Raw genomic sequence first — 26,152 nt, 5'->3', positions numbered from 1 at the left:
AGCCGGAAAATAAACTTTCCAGGATTGTTTGATAGCGCGTTTCTTAGTCTGGTGCATGATAAACCAGCAAACGGCGTCATGACTAATGACATTTTAAATCTTTTCATAAGGATTAACATTTTAGGAACTAAAGAATGAAAAATTTAATCAATGCTACTGGATTAAATCGATGTTGAAAGTATTCTTATCTGGTATTCATCCGTATAACTTTTTTAAGGCATAACAGGTTTACATTAAGTATTAACGGCGCTAAAAGCCGGATCAATATGAAAAAGATCATAATGACTTCCGGTTGTTCTTTGGAGATTATCACTGTTAATAATTGAAGTATCAATATACAGTACTCTTACGTTTTGATGTAATGAGAGTCTGCCTCCCAGGGCTTAACAGGTATTACAAACCAGTCTTAACAACAATTATATTATTTTTGATTTAACTGCTCAATGAGGTTCTTTGGGGATCTCAATTGATGCTGTGTCTCCTGATTTTATTTCTTATTTCAGATACAATCTATATGAACCGTTATATGGAGTAAACCTCAATAGCCGTAACTCAGTACATTTCTTAGATACGACAATTGGATTTCTTTAATGGACTTATTGAATGGTTAATACAAACTGGTTACAAACTAAAAGAAACTGAGCTATAAAAAACTTTTTTGTCCAATCAAATGAAGCTGCTTTTCCAGGTTATTTCAAGTTAACTGATATGAATATAGGATTTATTTATTGAAGTTGGCATTTTTTTTGCCAAAGATTTTTTAAAAAATATAGCAATATAAAATATTCCGATTTTCAAAAAACAAACTTAAAATAGTGTGATTTAGAGGTCATCTAGGATGATGTAATGATATAGAATTAAAGACACGGAACATTCAATGGAGAAGATTATACGGCAGAAGATTGATCATGATAAATATGATATTACACGCAGCAATTATAAAGAAGTAGCGACTGATCTAATCAGACTTCGTACTGTATATTTATTCAAAGAAAATTGGGAACTTGAACTTGAATGTATAAATAGAAAATGGTCTCTAAAAGAAAAAACCATTGCAAATAGCAGAAAAGGAGACTTGGAGGAATTAACAATTCTTTTAAGCAAAAGGGCAGTGAGATTTCCGATCTCGAAGAAAAAATTAGTAACATCAAAATTCCAAATGAAATTTTACAAAGAGTTAAAGAGAATTGAGAAAACTGAAAAGCTACCTCAACCAACGACATTACCAGCGAACCTAAATAACCTACTGAATACATCGAAGAAATATTCTGGCAACCGGGGTTAACGTCGGGGATGTACTTAAACACACCTCATTCTTTCAAATTGCTGCTGCTTCGGCTGGCATGAGAAGCGCTATTGACCCTATTTTCCAAGCAGCCGCCACATCAACCATTACCACCGATCCTTTTCTTCAAACTGCAAACAAATGCAGTACGAAAATTGATGACAATCCATTTCTTCAAGCCGCAAACAAAGATGCCGTGAAGCACGGCACCGCCCCCTGATATTGCTAAAAAGAAAGCAACCGAGAAAAACTGCCTGTTAAAAATAACAGACAAAAAAACACCAAAAAATAAAGGAAAATTAGAACGAGAGTTTAAAACTCAGGCCCTCTAAGGATTATGTAACAAATAATATGCTTTAGTAAAAGCTAATTAACCTGAATAAAGTACGGGAAAGAAATCGGAGTTATATAAAAGGAACTCAACTAAACACTCAACTAAAAAACAAAACCCCGCGCATAGCGCGAGGTTTATAAGTTGTCTGTGATCCCGCTGGGACTCGAACCCAGGACCCATACATTAAAAGTGTATTGCTCTACCAACTGAGCTACGGAATCATTCCCTGTTTTTGTAAGGGAGTGCAAAGGTATAAATTATTTTCATTCTGCAAAATTTTTCTCATATAAAATTTAAAAAGGCTGCTTACCACCGAGGCCCGTATCGGTAGTAAGCAGCCTGAAAGATTAGTGTTCATCTGCACTTGGACCATAACTACCAGGGATGGGAATGTCCAGCAGTCGCAGGTATACGCCCAGTTGTGCTCTGTGGTGTACGATCTGGGAATAAGTAATACGTAGGAAAACAGCTTTGGATGTTTCGCTGAAGATCTGGTCTCCGCGGCGGAGTATCCAGGTTTCTTCCAACTGTGCAGGTGTAGCTGCTGCCAGCTCTTTACGTCCGTCTGCCAGTGAAGTTTCAAAGTAGTTCATCAGCTCTTCTCCGTTTTTAATAGATACCGGAGTATATGGCTGTTTCTCAAAGTCCAGTTCGGGATTATTCAGCGTCATGCCTATCCAGTTGGGCATTTCCGCCACATGAGTAGCAAGCTGCCCCAGCGTCATGCTTTTAGGGTGTGGTTGCCAGTCGTATTTATCTTCCGGCACACGTGACAACATTTTCCGGGTAGTGAGCGACTCTTGCTCCATCTCCTGCAGTAGTGATTGAATTACAGACATTGTAGTTACATTTTATTTGTGATAACAAAGTAAGAATGATGATGTGACAACCCTATGTCAGTAGCAACAAAATTTTTTTTATAATAGTTCGATATCGAGGTTAAACTGACGGGCCAACTGTAATACGGTGGATACATTTTCCTGTCTGACTACAAAAAAACAATAGCTGTCTGCCGTGGTGTCCATGTTCATCAGCTGCCAGCCGGTGGTGGTCAGCTGTTGCTGTACAAAAGGAAACAGCTGGCGGCCCTGTGGCTCTTCTTCCGGAAGAGCCAGTACAAAGTCTTCGCCGGTTAGTTCTGTGATATAATATTCTATGTCTGCTGCATCAAATTCAGGGGCGCTGTAAACGGTCGGCACAAACTTCTGCAACACATAACGGAACAGGCCCTCTCCTTCTTCGTCTGTTTCTATCATTTCCTCTTCTTCAAAAAAATCGGGATGGAAGGCAGCAAAAGAAGACGGAGCCGAAAAAGCGTGGTAGAGAGCATGTGCAATAATATCGAGATCACTCTCTTCTTCATATACGTCCTGAGCCAACAAGGTGATCAGCTTTTTTAAGGCGGCCATTTCTTCTTCCGGAGCGCGGGGCTGTAAAATATCCGGGATCACTACTGCCCGGGCGATGGCGATATGAAACTCACGCAACAAAGCTATCATGGATATTTCCAGGTGTTCTAATATATGAGCACGCACCTCCTCGTTCAGTGTATTGACAGGCACTGCTGTGCTCAACTGCCGGACCATATCCTGTGGCTGATATACCGGCAGATAATAAACAACAGGACCGTTGCTCGTAGAAAACACCACCAATGTTTCAAATTTGTTTGCTGGTACATCTGCAGGATAATAGATCACCAGCACATCGTCACCCTTCATAACAGCATCACCTGGCATTTGCCGTACCTTGGCCAGAAAAGCCTCCGGACTGCTGAAGCCATTCGCTTCAAACACCTGCTCTTCCATCGTTTTAAATGCTGGCAACTGTACCAGCGAAGCGATGATGTCTGCCCTCAGGCCTTTTACCGGAAGATGATAATGATGACTTTCTTCTTCCTGCAAAACACGGAACAGTTTTTCAAGATATCTCGTTTGTATGATGCGTTCGGTCATGAAAAGATTGTTGTTGATATGCCGCAAAAATAGGAGTAATTACACCGCTTCCCTGAAAAAATTCTGCAGTAAAGTTTTCAAATATCAATTTTTAAATATACTTTTGCGCCCTAATATTTTTGTTAACCTTAAATCAATCCAAACATCAACATGGAACGTAAACTGGCGTCTACCGTTGTGATAGACGACCTGCAGCCCATTGAAGGCGCTGATCTTATCGAAGTAGCCACCGTAAAAGGGTGGAAATTAGTTGTTAAAAAAAATGAATACCAGGTAGGCGACCACGCAATCTATTGCGAGATCGACTCATTCCTGCCTGAGAAAGAAGAGTTTGAATTCCTGCGTAAAACCTCTTTTAGAAAAATGGCAGGTATACCCGGCTTCCGGCTGAAGACCATCAGACTGCGTGGGCAGATATCCCAGGGCCTGCTCCTGCCGGTATCTGTGCTCTCCGGATATGCGTATACGTTAGGAGAAGATGTGTCCGCCATGCTGGGCATCGTTAAATACGAACCTCCGGTACCTGCTTCCCTGGCGGGTGTTGCAAGAGGCAACTTCCCTTCTTTTATTCCTAAAACAGATGAAGAAAGGGTGCAGAACCTGAGTAAGGTATACGAAAAGTACCGGCAGCATACATTTTATGTGACTGAAAAGCTGGACGGCTCTTCTGCCACTTATTACTACCGTGATGGTGTTTTTGGTGTGTGCTCCCGTAACTATGACCTGGAAGAAACACCTGATAACTCTTTCTGGAAAGTAGCCAGAGAACTGGACCTTCCCGCCAAACTGGCCGCCCTGGGCAAAAACATCGCCCTTCAGGGAGAACTGATCGGAGAAGGTGTACAGAAAAATCCTTACTGTATATTGGCGCAGACCGTTCGTTTCTTCAACGTTTTTGATATCGACACGTCTACTTATCTGTCGCTGGAAACTTTTAAGGAGATAATACAACAGCTGGAACTGCAGCATGTTCCTATACTGGACGAAGCCTTCACGCTGCCTGAAACCGTAGACCAGCTGTTGCTGACTGCGGAAGGCGCCTCTGTGCTGAGCCCTGCAGGCAAACACGTAGAAAGGGAAGGACTGGTGATACGTTCTACAGACAGACGTATATCCTTCAAAGCGATATCCAACAAATTTCTGCTCAACGAAAACTAAAGGCTGTGGCGCTGTATTTTACAGCGCCACACTTATACCGCCAAAATACGTACGTCCTGGTGCAGGGTTGTAATACCGCTCCCCTACTGCATTCAGATCATTACCCAGACTATACGACTGGTTCAGCAGATTGTCTGCTCCTGCCTGCAATGTCAGCTGATATTTATGAGAGAAAGGAAGATGCCAGCCAGCTTTGCATTGCAACAGCTGATACGCACGCGCATAAGCACTGTTGGCATCATTCAGGGGAATAGTGGCGGTATAATTATGTGACATATACAAAAACACAGCCTTCGGCAAATACAGCGTCAGCCCTGTCACCACTACGTTTCGGGGTACACCAGTCAACCTGTTGCCGGAAAAATCCTTGCCCCCGCTTATATAATCCCGGAAATAAAAATCACTCCATGTATAACTGCTACGCAGTTCCAGCCCTCTTATTACTCCATGGGAACGCGGCGTTATCAACTGTAACATACCTTCTACTTCCACACCCGTCTGATTAACACCACCGGCATTCACAAAAAAATCCGTACCGTTGTCATGCAGCTTTCGCACGATGGCATCTGTCATGCGGTAATGGAAGCCGGTCAGGTCCAGCATATAACGCCGGGATGCGGGCAGCAGCCGTAGCCCTGCTTCATAGTTCCAGCCTGTTTCCGGAGCCAGCGATGTATTGATGATATTATCGGAAGCCCTTACTTCAGCAGTAGCTGGCGGTGAATAGCCGCGGCTCACACTCAGGCGGCCTGTCAGCTGATCATTGAAAAGATAAGACAGAGAAATGCGCGGCATCAGCTGTGGCGTAAAGGCTACTTTCGTATACCCGTTTCTGTTATAAGTGTAATGATAATAGTTAATGCTGGCAGCTGCCTCCATCGTCCAGCGATACAGCTGGGCATGAAAGCGGGTGAAATAGAAGTACTGTCCTGCAGTCAGTTTATCTGCTGCCTGTATGGTATCCCGTTTGCCTTGCCGGTTGCCGTAGTTGATGATGTCATACCGGGTTTGTTCCCATTCCACACCGGCCTGCCATCGCCAGTGCAGCGGCGCACTGGTGGCGGGATCATTGGTCCACGACAGATAAGTACGGAAGCCCGCTGTATTTTCATCCCGCGCTTCGTAGTTGGTGATAAAAGGATTTTCGAAATGGGTGTTGGCTCCGAAAACGGTCAGTACATGCTGCCAGCGGGAGCTCAACTGCGCTTCATGAATCAGCCCACCCTGAACGGTACGGTTATAGATACCAGCCTTCTGTGTTACAGCGCCCGGTAATGTGTTGGTGGCGGGTCTTGCGGCTCTGGAATCCTGCCCCAGCTGTGCCAGCGTAAGGCCTCCGGGAGTACGGTAGCCCAGGTCGGAATAGAAACCCAGCATCTTCAATACATAACCCGGCTTATACTCCCAACGCTGGCCGATCTGCGAGTAAGAGCGGCGTAAAGCGGTATTCTGCCGGTATCCGTCTGCCTGCTGATAACCCTGGAAAAGCTGCAGTCCATAATTACCCAGCTGCTGATGATAAGCGGCCGTAGCATGTAAAAGGCCATAGCTCCCTCCCTGCACACCTGCCTGCAAGCGGCTACTGTCGCCGGGCAGAGGTAATACATCCAGCCGCACTACTCCGCCTGAATTAGCGCCAAACAAGCTTCCATCCGGACCTTTTAATATCTCGGCACGACTTAGCACTGAAGGGTCGAGCAGGTTCAGGTAAGTGTTACCGCCTGCATCGGTAAGCGGAATTTCGTCCATGTATATCTTCACATTACGAACGCCAAAAGGAGAACGTAACAGACTACCGCGGATGGATAAACGATAACTGCCGGGCGAACGTTCCTCCATACGCACACCGGCAATACTGTTGAATGCCGGCACCAGGGAAGCACCCTGCTGCAACTGCAGTTGTTGTGGCGACAATACACTAACGGCAGTGGGTACACGTAATAACGTCTCTTTTGAAAGATAGGATTTTACCACTACCTCCTGCAACTCATGCAGGGTATCCTGCTGGGCGGCCAGTGGCAGGGCAAATAACAGTGATACAGTGGTCAGCAAAGGGAATTTCATTCGGTCGGTTTATCTGTTTGCAGCAGGTATAAATTATAATAACAGGATATCTACCCGGTGCGCCTGCACCATCTGTTTGGTCGGTGACCATGAGAAAATGGTAAAATAACCGTCCTGGGAAGCTACCAGCGCGATAGCATCGTGCTGATCATGCACAAACTGTGCGGCTGATAGATGGCGGGTACCGCCAATACTGGAAGGATGTACGTACGAAGGACTGCCGCCCATTACCGGTTCCATCATCAGCACTTTTTCTACGGGAGAAGAATTCCCTGCGCGGGTGATTTTGGCGCCAAAAGCCAGCAGTTCATGATGTCTGTTGATGATAGTAGCGCCATCTACGGCGGTGAGGCCACTGATATTTTCCACCTCCCGGCGTAATGCGTTCTGCCAGTATATTTCGCTGACGGAGGAACTGTCCTGTCTGACGAGATCGGCCACTCCGGCAAATGCCGGTGATACCGGATATTGTAATGGTTGTACGATGGATTCTCTCCAGGAAGAGCTGTTGTCGGGCACTACCAGCAAAATGCCGCCACGCTTATGTGCCCGCATAGACACCGCTATCTGAATTAATACATTTTCAGGATTGCTCCAGAGAGTGGAAGTCTCCAGCCCCAGCAGGGACTTGAGCAATCCGGGACTACAGGTATTCATCCCTGATGTTTCATCTACCACTTTCACCTGGTCACCTTTCAGCATGGCCACATTGGTAAACTTGCCCAAACCCAGTACACGCCGGTGTTTCACCACCAGCAGCCCTGGCTCGGACACATCCAGTACAAAACAGTAGTTAGGTAATTTGATAGTGGTGCCCCATATATAAAGTTCATCTCCGTCGTGCCAGATACCTACATGCACACCGGCTCTTTCCACTCCTGGCGCCAGTTTGGTCAGCACCTGCGGATTCAGCGGAAGCGGTTGTTCAAACAACAACGGTTTGCCCGCCTGTGCCGGGTCGACAAATGCCAGCGACATCCGGGTGGCATTACCTTCTTCCCGCCGCAGGCTCGCCCAGAAAGCCACATCGATGATTTTCTCCACTATCCTGGCAGACGGTATCGTAGCCAGGTTATCTGTCCCTTCTTCTTTCGCGGCCTCCAGATGTTTTATAAAATGTGCTTCTATAATTCCGGCTACTGTAGATGCTGCCTGATATGTCGATTCTGTTGTCAGTGCCATATGCCCAATTGATTTCAGGCATAAATATACGAAAGCTCCCTATTCTGTACGGAGGCTCTTTACCGGATTGGCCACTGCGGCCCTGATAGCCTGGAAACTAATCGTACACAGCGTGATCAGCAGCGCCATCACCGCCGCCACCAGAAATACGCCCGGACCAATGTTAATACGGTATTCATACTGTGCCAGCCAATGCTGCAGGAAATATAAGGCCAGCGGGGACGCAATCAGACAACTGATCAGTACCAATACGATAAAATCCCGCGACAGCAGGAACCATACCTGCACAATGGAAGCCCCCAGCACCTTACGCACCCCTATCTCCTTGGTTCGTTGTTCAGCCATGTAAGCAGCCAGCCCCAACAGTCCCAGACAGGAAATGGCAATGGCCAGTATGGCAAAAATCCCTGAAAGCCTTCCTGTCAGCATTTCCTGATGAAATTTACTATTGTACACCTTATCTACAAACTCATAAACATAGGGATAAGCAGGATTGTATTTGCCGAAAATAGTCTCCAGCCCTGCTAAAGCTTTATGAGGCTCTACGCCCGGCGCCAGCCGGTACAACAGATACTCCCCTTCGTTATTAGTACGGGTAAACATGGTAGGATCAGCCTGCTGAAACGGAGACAACATCAACGCATTACGCACCACTCCTATCACCCGGTACCGCTCGCTCTCACCACGCGTGATCTCCGCATTCAGCGGATCTTTCAGCCGGAGCCGCTTCACGGCCGCCTCATTCAGGATTACACTGTTGCTGTCAGCCTGGCCCTGTGTGTAGTCCCGGCCACTCAGCAATTTCATACCCATCGTGGTAAAGTAATCATTGGAAATAACGATCATCCCCATTTCCACCGTCTCCCCAGGCAGCTTGCCCGGGAAATATTTCAGATCGCTATGCCAGCTGATAGTGGTAGGCGCGCTGGATGACCTCGCTACCTGAGAAACCAGTCCGCTTTGCAACAACTCACTTTTTAATGCGTCATAATGTTTGTTCAGATCATCAGACATCTGTGACATCACCAACCTGTCGGCATCATAACCGGTAGGCCGCTCTTTGGCATACTGCATCTGCCGGTAAATCACCAGTGTACTGATCACCAGTGCTATAGAGCAGGTAAACTGAACCACGACCAGCGCTCTGCGGGAGAATACGGCAGACCGCCCTGTTTTCACGGCTCCCTTTAGCGTTCGCACCGGATTGAATGAAGACAGGTAAAACGCAGGTTTAAGCCCCGCAGCAATACCGGTCAACACCACACATAACAGTGTTATGCCCCAAAAGCCCACATTACCCGCCGGCATCTGCACTGCCGTACCGGTAATGCTGTTGAAGGCAGGCAATAGTAGCCATACCATCAGCAAAGAACATATTAAGGCCATAAAGGAGAGCAATAATGACTCCGCCAGAAACTGCATCACCAGCTGTGAGCGTTGTGATCCAATGGCCTTGCGGATGCCCACTTCCTTTCCCCGTTTCGCCGACCTGGCCGTGGTAAGGTTTACAAAGTTGATACAGGCGATGATCAGCACCAATATGCCTATAACACTGAAGATGCGGACATAATCTATAAATCCGCCTGTATTCTTTCCGTTTTTATATTCCCCAAACAAATGCCAGCGGTTCAATGCCTGCAGGATCACAATCGACTTCTCCGCATTGGTATTACCCTTCTCCCGCTTTTCCAGCATAGCAATCTTGGAAGCCAGCCGGTCTGAATTGATACCTGCCTTCAACTTGACGAATATCTGAAAGGCATTGTTAGCAAAACCCCCACTGCGACTGTTCTTAACAAAAGGAACCGTTTGATCGTAGTAACTGAACGGAAAGAGATACTTAAACTGAAAAGTAGAATTGGCCGGTAAATCCCGCAGAATACCGGTTACCCTGAAATTATCACGGTTATCAAGGCGGACTATCTTCCCCATCGGATCTTCTTTACCGAATAAGGTTGCTGCAGCGGATTTTGTCAATACTATAGAAGAAGGGTCCTGAAACACCGTTTCGGCCTTACCCTGCAGCAAAGGAAACTGAAAAGCTTTCAGGAAATCCTGCTGTACCGCACCACCGTCCATCACCACTTTACGGTCGCCTGCCATGAGCCCATGTGTGCCCAACCAGTCGGCTTCACATACATACTCCATCTCCGGTATCTCATTGCGCAATACGTCCGACAATTTTAAGGAAACCGTATTAAAAGTAAGGGTGTCCCCGTTACTTTCGAAGTTGCGCATCACCCTGTACAACCGGTTATTGTCAGGCAGAAAACGGTCATAGGCATACTCGTTGACTACCCACAATGCAATCAGCATGGCCACCGCCATGCCGGCAGACAGGCCCAGAATATTGATGGCGCTGTACCCTTTATTGTTAGTAATGTTGCGCCAGGCAACCTTAAAGTAATTTCTGATCATGCCAAAGGTTAACTAAGAAAAATGCCAAACTAATATTGCTTCAGATCAATGATCTTTTATATTAAACAATATAAAATATGTTCGGTTTTGATACAATCGTTGTTCACTTCTGTAAGATATAAAAAGAAAGACGCAAAGGATATCCTTTGCGTCCTGGCATTCTATTCCGGGATTGATCAGTAAGTAAAGAAATACTGTTGCAATGTCTTTTTGTCTTTGGTTTGTGTTAGTCCCAGCATCAGGAGGATACGGGCTTTCTGGGGACTGAGGTCATCGCTTACGATGGTACCCAGTTTGGCGTCGTCCGTTTCATCGTACAGCGTTACCCGGCCGGTAAGCACCCGGGAAGAGCGGCACACGGTGATATTTTTGCCTACGGCACGTGTTACCGCTTCCATATTGACCTTGTTCAGGTTGCCATTGCCCAGGCCGGCAGTCACGATACCATCCACACCTTTGTCAACATAGGCATCAATGGTAGTGGAAGGCGCGTCGGCAAAGAGTTCGGCGACCACTACGTTAGGCAGTTTATCCATGCCCGTTATATCGAAGGGTGTATTTTTATTACCCTTACGCTGATCGTGCATATAATACACCACCCTGCCGTCGTACACCTGTCCTATGGGTCCGGTATTGGGGGCTTTAAAAGCATCTACGTGGGTAGTGCTGATTTTTTCAGCCTCGCGGCCGGCAAAGATATTTTCACTAAACACCACCATCACGCCTTTGCCTCTGGAATTGGCGCTGGCCGCTACTGTAACGGCGTCATACAGGTTCTTAGGGCCGTCGGCGCTCATAGCGGTAGCCGGGCGCATAGAACCGGTAAGCACTACCGGCAGATCGTACCTAACGGTGAGGCTGAGGAAGTAGGCTGTTTCTTCCTGGGTATCTGTACCGTGAGTGATCACAATGCCATCCGCTTCATTGTTTTTAAATATCTCGTTGATACGTTTGTTTAGCTTGATCCAGATATCTACTGTCATATCCTGGCTACCTACGTTGGAGATCTGTTCTCCGGAGATCTCCGCTACTTTATCGATGCCTGGCACGGCCTCAATGAGATCTTTGATAGGCAAGGATCCCGCCTTGTAGGCTGCACGGTCGGCAGACGCCCCTTTACCAGCAATAGTACCGCCGGTGGCCAGTATTTTGATACGGGGAAGTTTTTGCGCAGATACCGTAAAACATACAGTCAGGATACAAATGATACTTAACAGTTTTTTCATACAACCACTTTTTGATGAATAGAGATTTATTTTTTCAAGGTTCCGTTGCTTTTCCATACGCCTGCATAGGCTCGCATGATCTCAGTAATATGTTTGCCGATTACAGCATACGACTCTGTAGCCAGATTGGCCAGCGACACACGCACTGACCATTCCGGGCCATCAAAGCCGCCACCGTTCAGTAGCACCACTCCGGTCCTTTCTGCCAGCCGGAACACGATATCTACCGGTTCGAAGTTTTGTTTCAGCCATATGAAAAATTTCTCTCCATACACTTTCTCACTCCATACCTGTATATCTATTTCAGAATAATAACCGGCATTCAATGCATCTTTTACCAACGGTATTTCCAGCTCGTCCCACAACAGTTTGAGACGTTTCTGTACCAATACCTGCGTTAGTTTTTTGTACTTATTTTTAGTATCCAGCAGAGCAAAGGCAGCAAAGAGCATCATCTGCGTCTGTTGCGGCAAAGAGAGTCCGGCCGTATGGTTGAGTGCCACCATGCGGCTGTCGGCCACCATTCTGTCAATAAATTTGATATGCTCCGGGTCAAGCGTGATGCTACCGTAACGTTTTGTCAATGCTTTGGTGCTGGCCGCGGGTAAGCGGCTGATACTATCGTCGAACATATTTTTCCTGTGAACAGCAATCACTCCCAGGCGCCATCCGGTACAGCCAAAGTATTTGGAAAAAGAATATACCCCAATGGTATTGTAGGGTATGGCAGCCATGAGTGAACGAAATCCGGGCACAAAGGTACCATATACATCATCTGTCACCACCATCAAACCAGGATTATCTTTTTTTACAATCTTGATAATCTTGCTAAGCCCACCTTCATCAATGGCTGTGGAAGGCGGATTGCTGGGATTAACGGTAAACAATATACGAATAGATGGGTCCTTTAACTGATTCAATTCACTATCCGGATACTGCCAGGTATGACGCCCATCTTTATTCATCGTACTGGCCTTTATATGCACCACCTCAAAACCGAAACGCTCCAGCTGGGGTATCTCAATGTAAGGTGTAAACACAGGTATCATCAGCGCTATCTTATCTCCTTTTTTGATCAGAAAATTCTGCATCAGTGAATCAAAGATGTAGCACATGGCAGCCGTGCCGCCTTCTACAGCAAAGAGATCATATTTACCGGAAGGAGGTTCATCATCGCACATCTCCTTCATAAGATAGTCGTGCACGATAGGCTCCATATGCGACAACATCCTGTCTGGTACGGGGTACTGGTCTCCTATCACACTCTCCGCCAGTTCATGCACCCATGCATCCGGATCGTAGTCATGTTGTTTGATACCGTATTTATATACTTTCTGCAACAGCTCTATGCCAGGCGCTGTTTTGTTGGCGGCCAGAAATTTTTCAAAACGTTTGGCAATACCCTTTTTTCCCGGGATACCGGCCAACCCTTCAGTACTGTCCATTGCCCGTCTGCATTCTTCCAGTCCGAAGAGGCCCAGCGTAAAAAAGGCTTCGCGTGGTGTGGTAGCTATCCAGTTGGGATTACCCCGGCCGGCGTTCAACATCACGGTAGTGCTTTGACGACTCTCCTCCTGCGCCAGTTTGATCAGATTATCCTTCAACTGAAAAGGGCTCAGGCTTTCCAGCATATGCTCTCTTTTTTTACTGGTTTTAAGTTTTGAAAGGGCCATAGCATAATTTTTTTGGGAGATGACTAACAAATATTTCAGCTATTGCATGAGCAGCACAATCACGACGCCCCAGATGATCAGCAGGGTATTACCCACAGCATAAGTAACAGTGTAGCCCAGAGCCGGTGTCTTACTATCTACCGCATCCTGAATGGCGCCCAGTGCTGCAGTGGTGGTACGTGCACCGGCGGTACAACCTAGTATCATTGCAGGGTGGAACTTAAAAAGATATTTGCCCATCAGTACGCCGGATAGCAGTGGCAGCGCTGTGGCAACGGCTCCTACCAGAAAAAGGCTTATGCCAACCTGTTTAAATCCATCGACAAAGCCGGGGCCTGCAGAGATGCCCACTACAGCTATAAACATATTCAGCCCCACATTGTTCATCACCCATAAGGCTGGTGCAGGAATACGGCCGAAGGTGGGATGCTGGGAACGAAGCCAGCCAAATACCAGCCCGATGATCAGCGCACCACCACTGGCACTCAGGCTGATAGGCACTCCCCCTATCCTTATAGTTAACACTCCTATCAATCCTCCTATTACAATGCCCAGTCCAACAAAAGTCATATCGGTCTTTTCCGTAGGTCTGTCAGCGTAACCTATCTGCTGCGCGGCCTGGTCTACTTCTTTTTTGAGGCCTACCAGCTCTATCATGTCTCCCCGTTCAATCACGGTATTCGGCATCACAGGCACTTCAATATCAGCAGCTTTAATACTACGTATAAAAATGCCGTGCATAAACTGTTTTGCCCGCAGCTCATCGGCCGTCAGGCCTGCAATCTCCTTTTTGGCCACCAGCACCTGCAACGCCTCTGCCGGAAAATGCAATAACTCACCATCTTGTATCTCAGGGCCTACCAGCCCGTATTCTCCTACCAGATTGGAGCGACGTCCACTGATCACAATGCTGTCTCCTTTATGAATCACCACATCCGGCGCCACCTCCACCACTTTGTTCTGCTGACGTACCTTTTCTACAAACAAACGAAGATCATGCGCTGCCAGCCGCTCCTCCAGTGCTTTTACGGTTTGGCCTTTATCAAACCAGTCGCTAGTAACTTTATAGGCGCGGAAACTAACCACCCTGTCTGCTGCAATCATACCAGGCTGATCACTTTCATCACCGGCTCCCATAGAGGCTTCCAGCTCTTTACATGCTTTCCTCACTTTCTCCAGCCCTCCCAGCATAGCGGGGGCCACACTGGCCAGTAGCCAGGCAGATCCTGCTGTGCCGAAGATATAAGTCACGGCATAACATACCGGAATCGCATTGATAAAATCCTGCTTTTGCTGAGCAGATAATGGTAGCCCGTTGATAGTATCACCAGCTACACCTATCACGGCTGATATAGTTTGTGAACCAGCCAGCATTCCTGCTGCCTGCCCCATGTTATAACCCATCACCCGGGCACAAAGCCAGGGAAAAATAAGACAGGTGATCAACATCAGCACAGCAAATCCCATCTGCGGCAAACCCGTTTTTTTCAGGCCACGAAAAAACTGTGGCCCTACACTATATCCTACTGCAAACAGAAACATCAGGAAAAACACCGACTTCACCGTGGGAGATATATCAATCTTCAGTTGCCCTACCAGTACGCCTACCAGCAGCACGGCTGTTACAGTTCCCAGACTGAATGTTTTGATTTTTAAAGGGCCGATAGCGAAACCCAGCGCGATAGTGAGGAAAATAGCCAGTTCAGGATACTGCTGAAGGACATGAGTGATCCATTGCATATATGGTCATTTTCGTTATAGAATAGGTCGGTCTAAGCTCTTAAACAAGAGCCATTTACGTTTTGTTCAATAACGAAGAGAATGCAGGTCAGCAGTATTCTTGAGGCAATAGCTGCTTCAGATCAGGCCAATCATAGTTATCTAATATTTCGATGCTTTGTGCTTCCTGCATCAGCGGTTCAAATGCCGTAGGTACCCAGCAATACAGAATATAATTGTTATAACCATTCCCTGATAAATAAAACCAGGTATCAATCGGTGGTAGATCATCCAGGTCTGCATAATCATTGCTAGCTGCAGCTGGCCCACCATCACGCAAAGAAATTTCGGTTTCCATCGCCAGCACTTTACCCATGCTTAGCACTTCCTGCAAAGATGGCAATGCCTTTACCTGCCGGGCTGCCATCGCATCTACCAACAATCCGCCTATGTTTACCTTATCCGGCTCGACATTCCACCTCACACCATGCTCACCAAAATAAAATGCAGGCACTCCGTTTACCTGTGGTATTGTTTGCCTGAACACCTTGCTGTAATCTCCATGCTCATGGTCAAAATCCTTTTCCAGATGAGCTGTCCAGGCGGCCACCTCCAACAGCTGCCTGATAAATACAGCCTGTTGTTTTTCTCCCAACGGCGGATGCTTACGAACTAAAGGCTCCCACTCTGTTGGCGATTGCCATGTTACTGGCACACTATCCTCGAAAGAAGTGCGAAAAAAGTGACGCCATAAAACATAGACGATCATCACAAAAGCCATTATGGGCAAACCATATGCATGCAGGTCAAAAGGAGGCAACATAGGGAAACAAGATGTTACTTAAAAAATCAGAAAAAACTGTCGGGTTATCTAAAAAAGATAGCCAAAGTTACTATCGTTAAACATAAATCCAAAAGTTTGACAATTCGTTTTCACAACATATCATTACTATCGTGCACCACTATACGAGATTTTCTTTATAAGAACCATGTATCCCACTAAATCAATAAAATAATTCAGTTTCCATTATTATCTAATTGCTAAGTTATCCTGAAAGTATAGTTTTTGTTAACAAAAAATTTCTATCTTCGGAAGGAATTGACCAGAGATGTGCTGTCCGTCGTTATCTTATATTCTGGTGTAGGTGAACAATAGAGAAAAAGTATAGTTTTCGTAAACTTTTAAATTTTGTATTCCCGTAGTCTCTAATCCTATTTTTATAAACCCAAACCCACCCTAACAATGAAAAAAAATCTGAAAGGATTCTCCCTCCCCTTAGTGGCGATGGTCCTGGCCACCGGTTGTGCTAAAAACATGCAGGACAATCTCCGTGATGCACCTGGCAAACTGGACGCAAAGGCCGGTATTGCTGCTGCTGCCATCAGTCTGGACACCGCTACCATCACGCTCAACTGGGGCACCACCTACCAACGTTTAGAAGGATTCGGCGCTTTTGCAGGACGTGCCACTCCATTTTTTGAATCTCCCAAAAGGGACAGCATCATGAAGCAGCTGTGGGGAACAGACGGTCTGCAATTAAACATGATCCGCGGGGAAGTAATGTATAACTATCCTTTTGACAAAACCACCGGTACCGTTACCATCCAGCCTGCAGGAACAAGCATTGACATGGATGTCACCAGTGCAGGATACCAGGCACTTACCACTGCGCAGAAAGCCCAGCTGGCGCAGCTGTGGATCCTGAAAAAAGTTAAAGAGCGCTACCAGACACCAATTATGTTTGCCAGCACCTGGACACCACCACTGTCTATGAAAACAAACACCAGCAGCGAAAGCGGCAAAAACTTCAATGGTCTCAACTACAGCTGCTGCTCTACAGACTTTGCCAATTACCTGGCAGGATTCACCAAAGCCTATCAGAACGAGGGTATCTATTTCTATGGCATCTCCCCCAGCAACGAGCCAGAGAACGTATTCTCCGACTGGCCTGCATCTTACTGGACAGCCGGTCATCTGGGCGAGTTCATCACCAACAACCTTCGCCCGGCTTTAAACGCCAAAGGACTGAACTCCGTTAAAATTATCTCCTCCGAAAATGCAGCCTGGGGTACCGCCAACAGCTTCCTGTCTGGTATGGACAAAAGCAATGTGGATGTACTGGCAGGCCATGGTTACGTGGAAATCGGTGACCTGATCTTAGGCAAAAGAGGTTTAAACCCTAACCCTGCTACCTGGAACTATGCTACCGGCAACAGACCTGTATGGATGACCGAAGCATGCGACGATTCCGGAGTATACGATAACACCATGGTTGGTGGTCTTAAACTGGCGATCAACATGCATAAGTTCCTGGCAGAATGTAACGTCAACGCCTATGTGTACTGGCTGGGTATGCTCGCCATCCGCAACAACGAATCACTGATCTGCACCAATGGAGATGGTTCACTGGACTATCCTAAAACATATGACGTAATGGGACAGTACTCCAGATTTGTACATGCTGGTTATTACCGCTTCAACTCCGCCCTGGCCAACAACTCCACCTTAAAGGTATCTGCCTGGAAAGATCCGGCTACCGGTAAATTCAGTGTGGTGATTGTTAACCCAGGCGGTTCAGAAACACATTGCAGACTGAATTTGTCCGGATTTGGTTCCAGCCAGCTGACGAGCTACCTGACTGCTGACAACTCCAGCGCACACTGGCAGCAAAGCGCTCCTGTTTCACCAGCAGCTAATGGCAGCTTTGTGGTAGTGGTACCGCCTTCCAGCGTGATCACCTTTACAGGCAATGCCATCTAAAGGTTGATTAAATAAAAACAGCCCGGTGTTTTGCAGAACAAAACACCGGGCTGCTTTTATTGTGCAGTAGTTATTTCTGCTGAATAATCTTATCGAGATAGATAGTAAAATGCCCAGTTACTTTTACTTTTTTGGCGCCGCAAATGTCAGGGTTATACGCCGGAATACGGCCACTGTTCTTAACACCATCCAACACACAATCCTGAGACTCCGGTGTTGGGGCATACGCGGCGTTATAATGGAATTCTCCGCTCAACTTCAGCAAATTAGCTGTATCCTGTACAGTATTGAGTGTGATATAGGATTTACTGTTTTTCTGTCCGGGGTCTGTGTCATAATACAAATAATACAACATGCCGGAAAAGTCTTTTTTGCCTGCATTATCCTCCACAGTTACCGATCCACCGACTCCGCTCTGTTCGACACCTGTATTCAGTTGTAAAGCCATCAGCCCTGTGGAGGTAGACAACACCGGTTTGCCGGCACTGTTCAGGACAGTACCACCTACACCAAAACCTTCCACTGATGTTTTGGTAAACTTCAGCAGCCCAACACTCACGTCTTTTCCCCGCTGGTTGATGCTTTGGGTCACCTCCCCTTCTACGACAACGGAAACACTGTTCAGCGAAGCGGGGTCAGTATCATTCGCTTTTTCTTTGTCTGATTTGCTGCAGGCAGCCATGGCACAGGCCATTAACGGTAGATAGATTTTTTTGTAACGCATGGTAGTACGAAAATAAAAAAATTTCTAACACAAAGAAGCCGGGTATCGTCCCCGGCTTCCTGTTTTTATCTAAAAACCAACTAATACATTATTTATATCCCGGGTTCTGCTCCAGGTTGGGATTGGCGTCCAGCTGGGCCTGCGGGATGGGAAACAGCTTTCGGAAATCAGGATCGGCAGGATGGAACTGCCATGCGCTGTTCCATTTACCAAAGCGCACTAGATCCTGTCTGCGGCAGCCTTCCCAGATAAATTCACGGCCCCTTTCGGCCAGCAGATCATCCAGTGTAAGCGTTACCAGCGGCTTTGGTGGGGAGCTGTATCAAAGAACCATCCAGCTTTTGCAGGATGGCATTAACAGGATTTACCCCATCACGGTAAATGCTGTTCCACATATCATTGATGTATTATTTCTTTTTCAATGAATGTAAAGGCCTGCGCCCGAAGGCAAAGGTCCTGCTGCCGCCGGTTCTTCAATCTCTTCCAGTGCCAGCCACCGGTGTTGCTGATGGTCCCGTATATAATTATAGCTGCGGTTACGGACAGCTGTATACAAATAGGTCTTTAATCGTATAACCCCTACCGTTTGTTTACGGTTTTTCCATAACTGCACAAACACATCAGACACGATCTCTTCTGCCGCCTCCCTGGTACCTGCCAGATCGGTCGCAAAACGTACCAATCTGTTATAAAAATAATCGAACAACGCACGAAACGCCGGCTGATCATCATCACCAATAACAGACTGCCACAGCGTGTTTATTTCAGCGTCTTCCATACAATAGTTTTAAAAAATACGTGCACCCGGGTAAACTAATCATTTTTTCCCGCAAAGCAGCTATCCCCGCCGGTGAAAGTGTCAGCATATTTTCTTCGGTAATTAAGCAGTATGCTCCGGCACTGCAATGCTTATTGGCCCAGCCTGGCTTAATTTTCCGGTACCGAATACACACAACCGGAGACGAGCAATTTTATAGTATATGAGAAAAACCGTACTGCTATTGTTACTATGCCTGTGCAGTTTCAGCGACATCGCTGCACAAACACCTGTCAAATGCTGCGATGATGCCAGTTGCAGGGCAAAAGCAATCACCTATGCCACTTCCCTTTCTGCCCTTACCAAAATACTGGGCCGATGCCAGCAACAGGATAGCAGCAACGTACAACTGCTGGACAATCTGAAAAAGCGGGACCTTAAAAGCTATCAGTCTTTTATAAGCCTGAGTAAACAAACAGCCACCTTTATACATGACACTCTCAACGGCACCTGTTTTGCAGATGCCCTCCCCGATGATGAAGCCAACAACGTATTTCAGTGGCTGTTATACATGAACCGCGCAACTGTTTCCAGTCCTCAGTTTCCATCATCCGAATTCTGCGGCGGGCTGGAAAGAAGGCTGGAGTTAGGTCAGGGTGCTGCTGATATTTTCAGTAGTCAGGTGGCTTATACCGGCACCCTCAGGGGATACCTGAGTTATACGTTTGCGCCTGCAGGCCAATGCGGTGGGCATCTGCGGCTGATGGCCGGACCGGCTGTTTTCCTTCGCGGCAATACCTTCTATACTACCCTCAGCAGCAGGCTGGCGGTAAGGATCACAGACATCTCCGTCAAAAAAATACCGGTGGGGGTGGGTAACCTCAACGTATATACGGAATATAACACCAGCTTCGTTCATTTCAACCAGGTGGCTGTTGGTGCAGAAGTGCAGCTGGGCCCTTTCGGCCTCAATGCCTCCCTGAATAATGAACTGAAATCTGCCCGTATAGGCTTTGCCGTGGGCATTGTATTATTTCATCAGCCTTTCAATAAAAAACCATGAACATACTCATTACCAGCGGTGGCGGCGCCAAAGGCGCCTTCAGCGTGGGCGCATTGCGGCAGCTGCTGGCCAGCACCGGCATAAAGTCTTTTGACCTCATCAGCGGCACCAGCACAGGTGCATTGATAGCCGCCATGGTGGCCGCCGGAAAAATACCTGAAGTAACAGACATCTACCTCAGCAATAGCAACGCAGACATCCTCAACAAACAAAATGTCATCAACAATATACTCAATAACAGAGCATATCTCTACGATACTGCACCCCTCGAAAACCAGATCCGGCAACAGATGAACGATACCACCTGGCAAACCATCCGGCAGTCTCCTACCCTGCTTTGCCTGAACACCGTATGCCTGCAAACCGGAAGACTCAGTATTTTCTCCTCCCGCGCGCTAGCACCAGACCCACATTACGACAATATTGTGATCGACTCTACCGAAATACTGGTAAGATCGCTGCTGGGCAGCAGCAATCAGGCTGTTTTTATGCCGCCTGTTACCATCAATGACCGGCAATATGCAGACGGCGGCAACCGTGAGGTAATCCCTACCCGGGCTGTCATCAGCAACCTCTCCCACCAGGAAGCACACCGCATCTTTATCCTCAGCAATAACCCCGATACTCAGCTCACTACCGGCAACGCCTATACGGCCCTATTGGATGTACTGATGCGTGCCATCACCATCTTCATACAGGAAGTACGGGAAAACGATCTGGAAGTATTACGCAACTTCAAACACACCACTACCACCCCGGTAAAGATCTATTATATATGCCCGGAGGCAGAACTGGACCCGGATTTCCCTACCGGCCTGCGTTTCGATAAACTACTGATGCAGTCCTGGATGAAACAGGGCCAGCTACGGGCTAAAATAGTATTACAACAGTTCCCGGATGGGAATATGTAGTGTAGAACAAATTATGACAGCCTAAGAGCCGAGTAAATACAACAACTGATCAGCTTCGCCATGTTTGCCCGGCAGGAAATGCAGATGCACTTCCTGTCCGGTGCTGATAGCTTGTTCCAGCGGGCGCAAGGGCTTCAGCAGATAAAGGGTATCACCTAAACGGATATACGTATCCTGCGCTCTTTTTCCTCTTTTGATAGGATGCAGGATCTCTGTAACCCGGCCAATAACAATTATTTTTTCCTTGCCGCGGTGTTCCCAGACCAGCTGCTTGTCTGTTTCCGTTAATGCTGCAGCTGCTTTAACCGCCGGCTGGTTAGGATAAGATACCTGCAGTAATACGCCGGTGGCGCTAATATGTAACAATACTTTCTCTCCTGGTAAACCCTCCGCCTGCTCTATAACACCCGGATAAAAGTCAGCCTGCTGTTTACCCAATATCGATATACCTGGCAGCGGTACCGCTACCCGGTACACTTCCCCATTAGCGGCCCCATAGTCCAAACCACCTTTACCATTGGGTTTCAACGTTTTCAGCTGTAGCTCCACAATACCTTTGCGGCCATCCTGTATGCCCCGCTGACTACGGCGCGACATCAGCCACATCCCCCGCCACATAAAAAAACAAAGGGCTGTCAACAGTAAAAAGGCAATCGCTACCGGAATCGAAATTCCAGTATCACTCATCCGGGATGAAGCCAGCAACACTATTCCCAGGTCCAGCGCAACAAACGTCAGCAGCACCAGCATCCTCAACCGGCGCCCTTTCACACGCCCCAGGCTTTTCAGCAATCGTATGTCCTCCGTCGTAAGACGGGTCTCTTCCTTAATCATACAACGAAGTTACTAAAATGAAACTGCTATGACACGCTCTGCCGGTATCTTCCATCTATGAAACGGTAAAGGGTATACGTCCGAATTAAAGTATCTTTGCAAAAACCGGAACCCATGGAGCATATAGACATCATCACCGCCACCAACGATCAGATCACTCTCCTGCAGCAACTGGCTTCTCAAACCTTCCTCGAAACCTATGCTGCTCACAATACCGCCAGTGATATGGAGACCTATCTTTCCAAACACTTCAATCCGGAACAGCTGGCTCTCGAGATCAATTCACCAGACAGCAATTATTATATCGCCTTTCATCAGCATACACCTATCGGCTACATCAAACTCAACACTGGCGAAGCGCAAACCGACATTAAAAAGCCGGATACACTCGAAATAGAACGCATATACGTATTGCAGGATTACCAGGGACTGAAAGCAGGCCGCCAACTGCTGAAACACGCCATCACTGTTGCCAGACAGCTACAAGTAACTTACATCTGGCTGGGCGTTTGGGAGAAAAATGAAAAGGCACTCGGCTTCTACCATAAACACGGCTTCACTCCCTTCGGCACCCATATCTTCCTCCTTGGCGCTGATGAACAGACAGACATCCTCATGAAACTGGAGCCCGGAAATACCCTGTAATACTTTACAGTTTCACCTGTGGAAGCACCGGCAATACTACCCCCGAAGGATGGGCAGCATCATGATATATGCGGATAGTGGCTTTGCGGAAATCGTTCTCTGTAGCTTCATAAATATTGACGAACTGCTGGGGATTTCTGTCAGCCAGCGGGAACCAGCTGCTTTGTATCTGCACCATAATACGATGCCCTTTTAAAAAGGTGTGTGCAATGTCCGGCAGGTTAAAACGGACCTTTTCTATTTTCCCTGGCACAAATGGTTCGGGGTCAGCAAAACTATGCCGGTAGCGGCCTCTGAAAATATCACCCCGTACGAGCATCTGATAACCACCCATCTGGTAAGGACCACCTGCATCGCGGGTTTTGTTGGGCGGAGGAGCTCCCGGATACTGGAAATCATCCGGAAACACGTCAATGATTTTCACGACAAAATCTGCATCCGTTCCGGAAATACTCACGTTCAGATCGGCTGTCACCGTGCCTCCTAAGGTTACCGGCGCCGTCAGCACCCCGGTTTCAAATGTCAGCACATCACAGCGGCGTGAGGCAAAACGCTGATCATCGGTCATATAATCCCGGGTACGGATATAATGCACATCTGCCGTATAAGGCACCGGACGCGCCGGATCACTGATGTATTCTGTGTATACCGGGGCCTGCACCTTAGGAGGTGCCCATGCCAGCGCAGCATCAGGTTGCAGGTATAACGTTGCCGGCTGTACGTAGGAAGCCGGCCATTCCGTAAACTGCCGCCATTGGTTTTCTCCGGTAAAAAACACCGTCGCTTCCGGCAAGGCGTCCAGCGAACCTTTGTTTTTCAGGTAATAATTAAAGAAAGGTACTTCGATATTATCCTGGTACCAGGCTGCCGTATTGCTGCTGAAGCGGATATTGCCCAGCCGGGAACCATCTGCAGCAGCCCATTGTCCGTGATACCAGGGGCCCATCACCAGTTTATTGAAATGCGTGGCGGGCCTTTTCTTTTCAATAGCCTTATAAAGATTCCAGGCGCCAAAACAATCTTCCGCATCAAAGAGGCCCCCCACTACCAGCGAAGCCGGCTGCAGATGCTGTACGTAGTTGCGCGGGTCGCGGGCTTTCCACCAGTCATCATAGTTGGGATGTGCCATGATCTCTTTCCAAAAAGCCAGACTGTCGCCGGTAAGACGGGTGAAATTTTGAATGGTACCTATTTTCAGAAAAGTATTGTAATTATCCGCACAGGGTAGTTTAAGTGCCTGTACCGGCGCTACAGATACCGGATGCGGATGGGGATACCCGAAACCTTTGGTATAAAAACCAAAACAATCCATGAGGAAAAAGGCGCCGTTATGATGAAAATCATCACCGTGGAACCAGTCGGTCACAGGGGCCTGGGGACTAACAGCCTTCAACGCCGGATGTCCGCTCAAAGCGCCCATGGTAGTATAAAATCCGGGATACGATATACCGAAAAGACCTACACGCCCGTTGTTATGCGGTACGTTCTGCAACAACCAGTCGATGGTGTCATAGGTATCGCTGGCTTCATCGATATCGGATGCTTTTTTATCGGGGTTAAATGGCCGGATGTCAACAAAGCTGCCTTCGCTCATCCACCGGCCCCGCACGTCCTGCAACACAATGATATAACGTTCACGCACATACTGTTTCCAGTAGGTGTTCCACAGATTGGGGCTGAATGCTTCTCCATAAGGTGCACTGGAATAGGGTGTACGGGTCATCAGCACCGGATGTTTTTCACTGCTGTCTTTGGGCTGATAGATAACGGTGAACAGCTGTACGCCATCACGCATACGGATATACTGTTCCCGTTTAATATAGTTGGCTTTCACCCAGATGGAGTCGGAAGCCGGCTGCGCGGCTGCTGTCAGAGACAACAGCGCGCATACCAACACTATTAAAACATATCTCATGGTTCCCGTTTTATCCGCCGTTAGTACCCTTTATTCTGGGGGAAGCTGGCGGGATCATTATGTATATTGATTTCGCTTTGCGGAATGGGAAACAGCAAGCGGTCGGTGTTCAGTACCGGTGTGGTCAGCCCGTATTCCTGCTGCAGATGGGCCTGCATAACAGATACCCCTTTGCTGTTGCGGGCGAGGTCAAACCAACGATCGTTTTCGAAAGCCAGTTCTACCCTCCGCTCCCGGAATACTGCATCCCGGAAGCTGGCCTGATCAGGAAGATCGACCGCTGTTTTTTCCGGCAAGCCGGCCCTTCTGCGGACCGCATTCAGGTATCCAAAAGCAGTACCATCGCCGGTTCCCCCATTATATCCCTGTTCATTGAGTGCTTCTGCCTGTAACAATAATATATCGGCATAACGCAATACCGGGAAGCTGCTGCCACCATCGTTGGTAGCACCGGGTACGTCCAGGTATTTTTTCACATAATTGCCTTTCATCAGGTTGGTGGCTGAATTGTAATAAACTGTGTCCAGCGAAATACCGAGCCGCTTGTCTCCTGCTTCGTAAGCCGCCACCAGGTTGCGCGTAGGACGGTTGTTGTTGGAACCGCCGTATAATATGCCGTTATAAAAGAAGGAAACCGGCACCATATCAGCGAAATAGTTGTTGCCTTCGGAAGGGCTCAATCCTTTTTTAAAGCGCACGGCAAACAACATCTCTGTGTTGATGATATTGGCAGGTTTGTACAGGTCGGCATAATCGCTGACCAGACTATAAGTATTGCCTACATTTTTAAGGGCAGTCAAAGCATTGGGCCATTTCTTTTCCGTGACCAGCACTTTACCCAGCAGACCGTATGCACTACCAGCGGTAGCACGGCCATAGTCGTTGACGTTAGTATACACAGCAGGTAACAGGGAGGCGGCAGTTTGCAGATCATTTTCAATCTGTGCATATACTTCAGCTGCCGCATTCCTTTTATGGTTCAGGGCCTGGCTGGTGGTTTCCGTTTTAATAACCAGCGGCACAGGACCGTATAGCCGTACCAGGTTGAAATAAGAAAGCGCACGCAGGAAGAGGGCTTCTCCTTTGAATTGTTTTTTGGATGAATCCGGAATAGCTGCTGCATCAATCTGATCCAGCACCGCGTTGGCCCGGGTAATGATCACATAGGCGCCGGCATAACCATCGCTGATAAAAGGATTGGTCGTCACTTCTGTGAAGAAGTCTATCTGCGAAGCCACGCCTGCCAGCGCTCCCCTGTCCCAGATATCGGAGTTGTCGCTTCGTACTTCCATCAGGTAATAATAGGCCTTACCGTAGGTCTGGGTACTTTGCAGCCCGTCATAGATAGCGTTGACACCTTGCTGGAAATCCGAGGCTGTTTTAAAAAAGGTGGCTGTCGTTTGATTGGACTGTGGAGTGAGATTGATAAAATCCTTGCTGCATGCAGTCAGCAACAGGCAACTGACAATGACTGCTCCGCAGGCTTTGAAAAAAGGAAGAGGGTATATAACTGATAGTTTCATGAGTGCCT

Annotated in this window: 21 protein-coding genes and 1 tRNA gene; 6 read left to right on the top strand and 16 right to left on the bottom strand. The window is 47.5% G+C overall.

Going from position 1 to position 26,152, the window contains the following annotated elements; genetic code table 11:
• The first annotated feature begins 877 nt into the window (after positions 1-877).
• The gene (locus tag DF182_RS26560; protein ID WP_113618783.1) at positions 878-1,285 is read left to right on the top strand and encodes a hypothetical protein; all 408 of its coding nucleotides are present in this window, start codon (positions 878-880) and stop codon (positions 1,283-1,285) included.
• 482 nt (positions 1,286-1,767) lie between these two features.
• On the opposite strand, the gene DF182_RS26555 is transcribed toward DF182_RS26560, so the two are convergent.
• The 3 genes from DF182_RS26555 to DF182_RS26545 form a co-directional block, all read right to left on the bottom strand.
• A tRNA-Lys gene (locus DF182_RS26555) sits at positions 1,768-1,840 on the bottom strand.
• 126 nt (positions 1,841-1,966) lie between these two features.
• A complete protein-coding gene (locus DF182_RS26550) occupies positions 1,967-2,458 on the bottom strand; it encodes a DinB family protein (protein WP_113618782.1) in 492 nt (163 codons plus the stop codon).
• A 78-nt stretch (positions 2,459-2,536) separates the two neighbouring features.
• Positions 2,537-3,571 carry a DUF6630 family protein gene (locus DF182_RS26545; RefSeq protein WP_113618781.1) on the bottom strand — a complete coding sequence of 345 codons (1,035 nt, stop codon included), beginning with the start codon at positions 3,569-3,571 and terminating at the stop codon, positions 2,537-2,539.
• A gap of 150 nt (positions 3,572-3,721) precedes the next feature.
• Here DF182_RS26545 and DF182_RS26540 point away from each other — a divergent pair, with 150 nt between their 5' ends.
• Positions 3,722-4,729 carry an RNA ligase (ATP) gene (locus tag DF182_RS26540; protein WP_113618780.1) on the top strand — a complete coding sequence of 336 codons (1,008 nt, stop codon included), beginning with the start codon at positions 3,722-3,724 and terminating at the stop codon, positions 4,727-4,729.
• Positions 4,730-4,747: 18 nt separating this feature from the next.
• On the opposite strand, the gene DF182_RS26535 is transcribed toward DF182_RS26540, so the two are convergent.
• The 7 genes from DF182_RS26535 to DF182_RS26505 form a co-directional block, all read right to left on the bottom strand.
• Positions 4,748-6,793 carry a TonB-dependent receptor gene (locus DF182_RS26535; protein WP_113618779.1) on the bottom strand — a complete coding sequence of 682 codons (2,046 nt, stop codon included), beginning with the start codon at positions 6,791-6,793 and terminating at the stop codon, positions 4,748-4,750.
• A gap of 33 nt (positions 6,794-6,826) precedes the next feature.
• Positions 6,827-7,975, bottom strand: coding sequence for a putative sensor domain DACNV-containing protein (locus tag DF182_RS26530; RefSeq protein ID WP_211327216.1), 1,149 nt, complete (start codon positions 7,973-7,975; stop codon positions 6,827-6,829).
• A gap of 39 nt (positions 7,976-8,014) precedes the next feature.
• On the bottom strand, positions 8,015-10,393 hold the full coding sequence (locus tag DF182_RS26525; RefSeq protein ID WP_113618778.1) for an ABC transporter permease: 2,379 nt from the start codon (positions 10,391-10,393) through the stop codon (positions 8,015-8,017).
• Positions 10,394-10,569: 176 nt separating this feature from the next.
• Positions 10,570-11,619, bottom strand: a complete 1,050-nt coding sequence (locus DF182_RS26520) for a type II asparaginase (protein ID WP_113618777.1) — start codon at positions 11,617-11,619, stop codon at positions 10,570-10,572.
• A gap of 26 nt (positions 11,620-11,645) precedes the next feature.
• Positions 11,646-13,292 carry an aspartate 4-decarboxylase gene (gene aspD, locus DF182_RS26515; RefSeq protein ID WP_113618776.1) on the bottom strand — a complete coding sequence of 549 codons (1,647 nt, stop codon included), beginning with the start codon at positions 13,290-13,292 and terminating at the stop codon, positions 11,646-11,648.
• Positions 13,293-13,331: 39 nt separating this feature from the next.
• The gene (aspT, locus tag DF182_RS26510) at positions 13,332-15,032 is read right to left on the bottom strand and encodes an aspartate-alanine antiporter (protein ID WP_113618775.1); all 1,701 of its coding nucleotides are present in this window, start codon (positions 15,030-15,032) and stop codon (positions 13,332-13,334) included.
• Positions 15,033-15,120: 88 nt separating this feature from the next.
• Positions 15,121-15,834, bottom strand: a complete 714-nt coding sequence (locus DF182_RS26505; protein WP_147243559.1) for a hypothetical protein — start codon at positions 15,832-15,834, stop codon at positions 15,121-15,123.
• 420 nt (positions 15,835-16,254) lie between these two features.
• Here DF182_RS26505 and DF182_RS26500 point away from each other — a divergent pair, with 420 nt between their 5' ends.
• Positions 16,255-17,772 (top strand): glycoside hydrolase, encoded by a 1,518-nt coding sequence (locus DF182_RS26500; RefSeq protein WP_211327215.1) that lies wholly within the window; start codon positions 16,255-16,257, stop codon positions 17,770-17,772.
• 70 nt (positions 17,773-17,842) lie between these two features.
• On the opposite strand, the gene DF182_RS26495 is transcribed toward DF182_RS26500, so the two are convergent.
• From DF182_RS26495 to DF182_RS26485, 3 genes are all read right to left on the bottom strand, one after another.
• Positions 17,843-18,496, bottom strand: a complete 654-nt coding sequence (locus tag DF182_RS26495) for a hypothetical protein (RefSeq protein ID WP_147243558.1) — start codon at positions 18,494-18,496, stop codon at positions 17,843-17,845.
• An 88-nt stretch (positions 18,497-18,584) separates the two neighbouring features.
• Complete coding sequence (locus DF182_RS32725) at positions 18,585-18,746, bottom strand: RagB/SusD family nutrient uptake outer membrane protein (RefSeq protein WP_394337292.1); 162 nt, start codon at positions 18,744-18,746, stop codon at positions 18,585-18,587.
• Positions 18,747-18,914: 168 nt separating this feature from the next.
• Positions 18,915-19,274, bottom strand: coding sequence for a sigma-70 family RNA polymerase sigma factor (locus DF182_RS26485; protein ID WP_113618771.1), 360 nt, complete (start codon positions 19,272-19,274; stop codon positions 18,915-18,917).
• 202 nt (positions 19,275-19,476) lie between these two features.
• Here DF182_RS26485 and DF182_RS26480 point away from each other — a divergent pair, with 202 nt between their 5' ends.
• Both DF182_RS26480 and DF182_RS26475 read left to right on the top strand, forming a co-directional pair.
• Positions 19,477-20,316 (top strand): hypothetical protein, encoded by an 840-nt coding sequence (locus DF182_RS26480; RefSeq protein WP_113618770.1) that lies wholly within the window; start codon positions 19,477-19,479, stop codon positions 20,314-20,316.
• Positions 20,313-21,227 (top strand): patatin-like phospholipase family protein, encoded by a 915-nt coding sequence (locus DF182_RS26475; RefSeq protein WP_113618769.1) that lies wholly within the window; start codon positions 20,313-20,315, stop codon positions 21,225-21,227. Before DF182_RS26480 ends, DF182_RS26475 begins: the two co-directional genes overlap by 4 nt.
• 21 nt (positions 21,228-21,248) lie before the next feature.
• Here DF182_RS26475 and DF182_RS26470 read toward each other — a convergent pair whose 3' ends face one another.
• Positions 21,249-22,061 carry a hypothetical protein gene (locus tag DF182_RS26470; RefSeq protein ID WP_147243557.1) on the bottom strand — a complete coding sequence of 271 codons (813 nt, stop codon included), beginning with the start codon at positions 22,059-22,061 and terminating at the stop codon, positions 21,249-21,251.
• 114 nt (positions 22,062-22,175) lie between these two features.
• Here DF182_RS26470 and DF182_RS26465 point away from each other — a divergent pair, with 114 nt between their 5' ends.
• Positions 22,176-22,706, top strand: a complete 531-nt coding sequence (locus tag DF182_RS26465; RefSeq protein WP_113618767.1) for a GNAT family N-acetyltransferase — start codon at positions 22,176-22,178, stop codon at positions 22,704-22,706.
• 4 nt (positions 22,707-22,710) lie between these two features.
• Here DF182_RS26465 and DF182_RS26460 read toward each other — a convergent pair whose 3' ends face one another.
• Complete coding sequence (locus DF182_RS26460) at positions 22,711-24,621, bottom strand: CocE/NonD family hydrolase (RefSeq protein WP_113618766.1); 1,911 nt, start codon at positions 24,619-24,621, stop codon at positions 22,711-22,713.
• A gap of 20 nt (positions 24,622-24,641) precedes the next feature.
• Positions 24,642-26,144: a RagB/SusD family nutrient uptake outer membrane protein gene (locus DF182_RS26455; protein WP_113618765.1), complete on the bottom strand. Its 1,503-nt coding sequence runs from the start codon at positions 26,142-26,144 to the stop codon at positions 24,642-24,644.
• Positions 26,145-26,152: the final 8 nt, after the last annotated feature.

It is taken from the genome of Chitinophaga flava (assembly GCF_003308995.1).
GTDB lineage: Bacteria > Bacteroidota > Bacteroidia > Chitinophagales > Chitinophagaceae > Chitinophaga > Chitinophaga flava.
This window is presented reverse-complemented; position numbering and strand designations above follow the sequence as displayed.

Coding starts and splice junctions, on each gene's coding strand:
- DF182_RS26560 (WP_113618783.1), top strand. CDS start 878: ATGGAGAAGATTATACGGCAGAAGATTGATCATGATAAATATGATATT.
- DF182_RS26550 (WP_113618782.1), bottom strand. CDS start 2,458: ATGTCTGTAATTCAATCACTACTGCAGGAGATGGAGCAAGAGTCGCTC.
- DF182_RS26545 (WP_113618781.1), bottom strand. CDS start 3,571: ATGACCGAACGCATCATACAAACGAGATATCTTGAAAAACTGTTCCGT.
- DF182_RS26540 (WP_113618780.1), top strand. CDS start 3,722: ATGGAACGTAAACTGGCGTCTACCGTTGTGATAGACGACCTGCAGCCC.
- DF182_RS26535 (WP_113618779.1), bottom strand. CDS start 6,793: ATGAAATTCCCTTTGCTGACCACTGTATCACTGTTATTTGCCCTGCCA.
- DF182_RS26530 (WP_211327216.1), bottom strand. CDS start 7,975: ATGGCACTGACAACAGAATCGACATATCAGGCAGCATCTACAGTAGCC.
- DF182_RS26525 (WP_113618778.1), bottom strand. CDS start 10,393: ATGATCAGAAATTACTTTAAGGTTGCCTGGCGCAACATTACTAACAAT.
- DF182_RS26520 (WP_113618777.1), bottom strand. CDS start 11,619: ATGAAAAAACTGTTAAGTATCATTTGTATCCTGACTGTATGTTTTACG.
- aspD (WP_113618776.1), bottom strand. CDS start 13,292: ATGGCCCTTTCAAAACTTAAAACCAGTAAAAAAAGAGAGCATATGCTG.
- aspT (WP_113618775.1), bottom strand. CDS start 15,032: ATGCAATGGATCACTCATGTCCTTCAGCAGTATCCTGAACTGGCTATT.
- DF182_RS26505 (WP_147243559.1), bottom strand. CDS start 15,834: ATGTTGCCTCCTTTTGACCTGCATGCATATGGTTTGCCCATAATGGCT.
- DF182_RS26500 (WP_211327215.1), top strand. CDS start 16,255: ATGAAAAAAAATCTGAAAGGATTCTCCCTCCCCTTAGTGGCGATGGTC.
- DF182_RS26495 (WP_147243558.1), bottom strand. CDS start 18,496: ATGCGTTACAAAAAAATCTATCTACCGTTAATGGCCTGTGCCATGGCT.
- DF182_RS26485 (WP_113618771.1), bottom strand. CDS start 19,274: ATGGAAGACGCTGAAATAAACACGCTGTGGCAGTCTGTTATTGGTGAT.
- DF182_RS26480 (WP_113618770.1), top strand. CDS start 19,477: ATGAGAAAAACCGTACTGCTATTGTTACTATGCCTGTGCAGTTTCAGC.
- DF182_RS26475 (WP_113618769.1), top strand. CDS start 20,313: ATGAACATACTCATTACCAGCGGTGGCGGCGCCAAAGGCGCCTTCAGC.
- DF182_RS26470 (WP_147243557.1), bottom strand. CDS start 22,061: ATGATTAAGGAAGAGACCCGTCTTACGACGGAGGACATACGATTGCTG.
- DF182_RS26465 (WP_113618767.1), top strand. CDS start 22,176: ATGGAGCATATAGACATCATCACCGCCACCAACGATCAGATCACTCTC.
- DF182_RS26460 (WP_113618766.1), bottom strand. CDS start 24,621: ATGAGATATGTTTTAATAGTGTTGGTATGCGCGCTGTTGTCTCTGACA.
- DF182_RS26455 (WP_113618765.1), bottom strand. CDS start 26,144: ATGAAACTATCAGTTATATACCCTCTTCCTTTTTTCAAAGCCTGCGGA.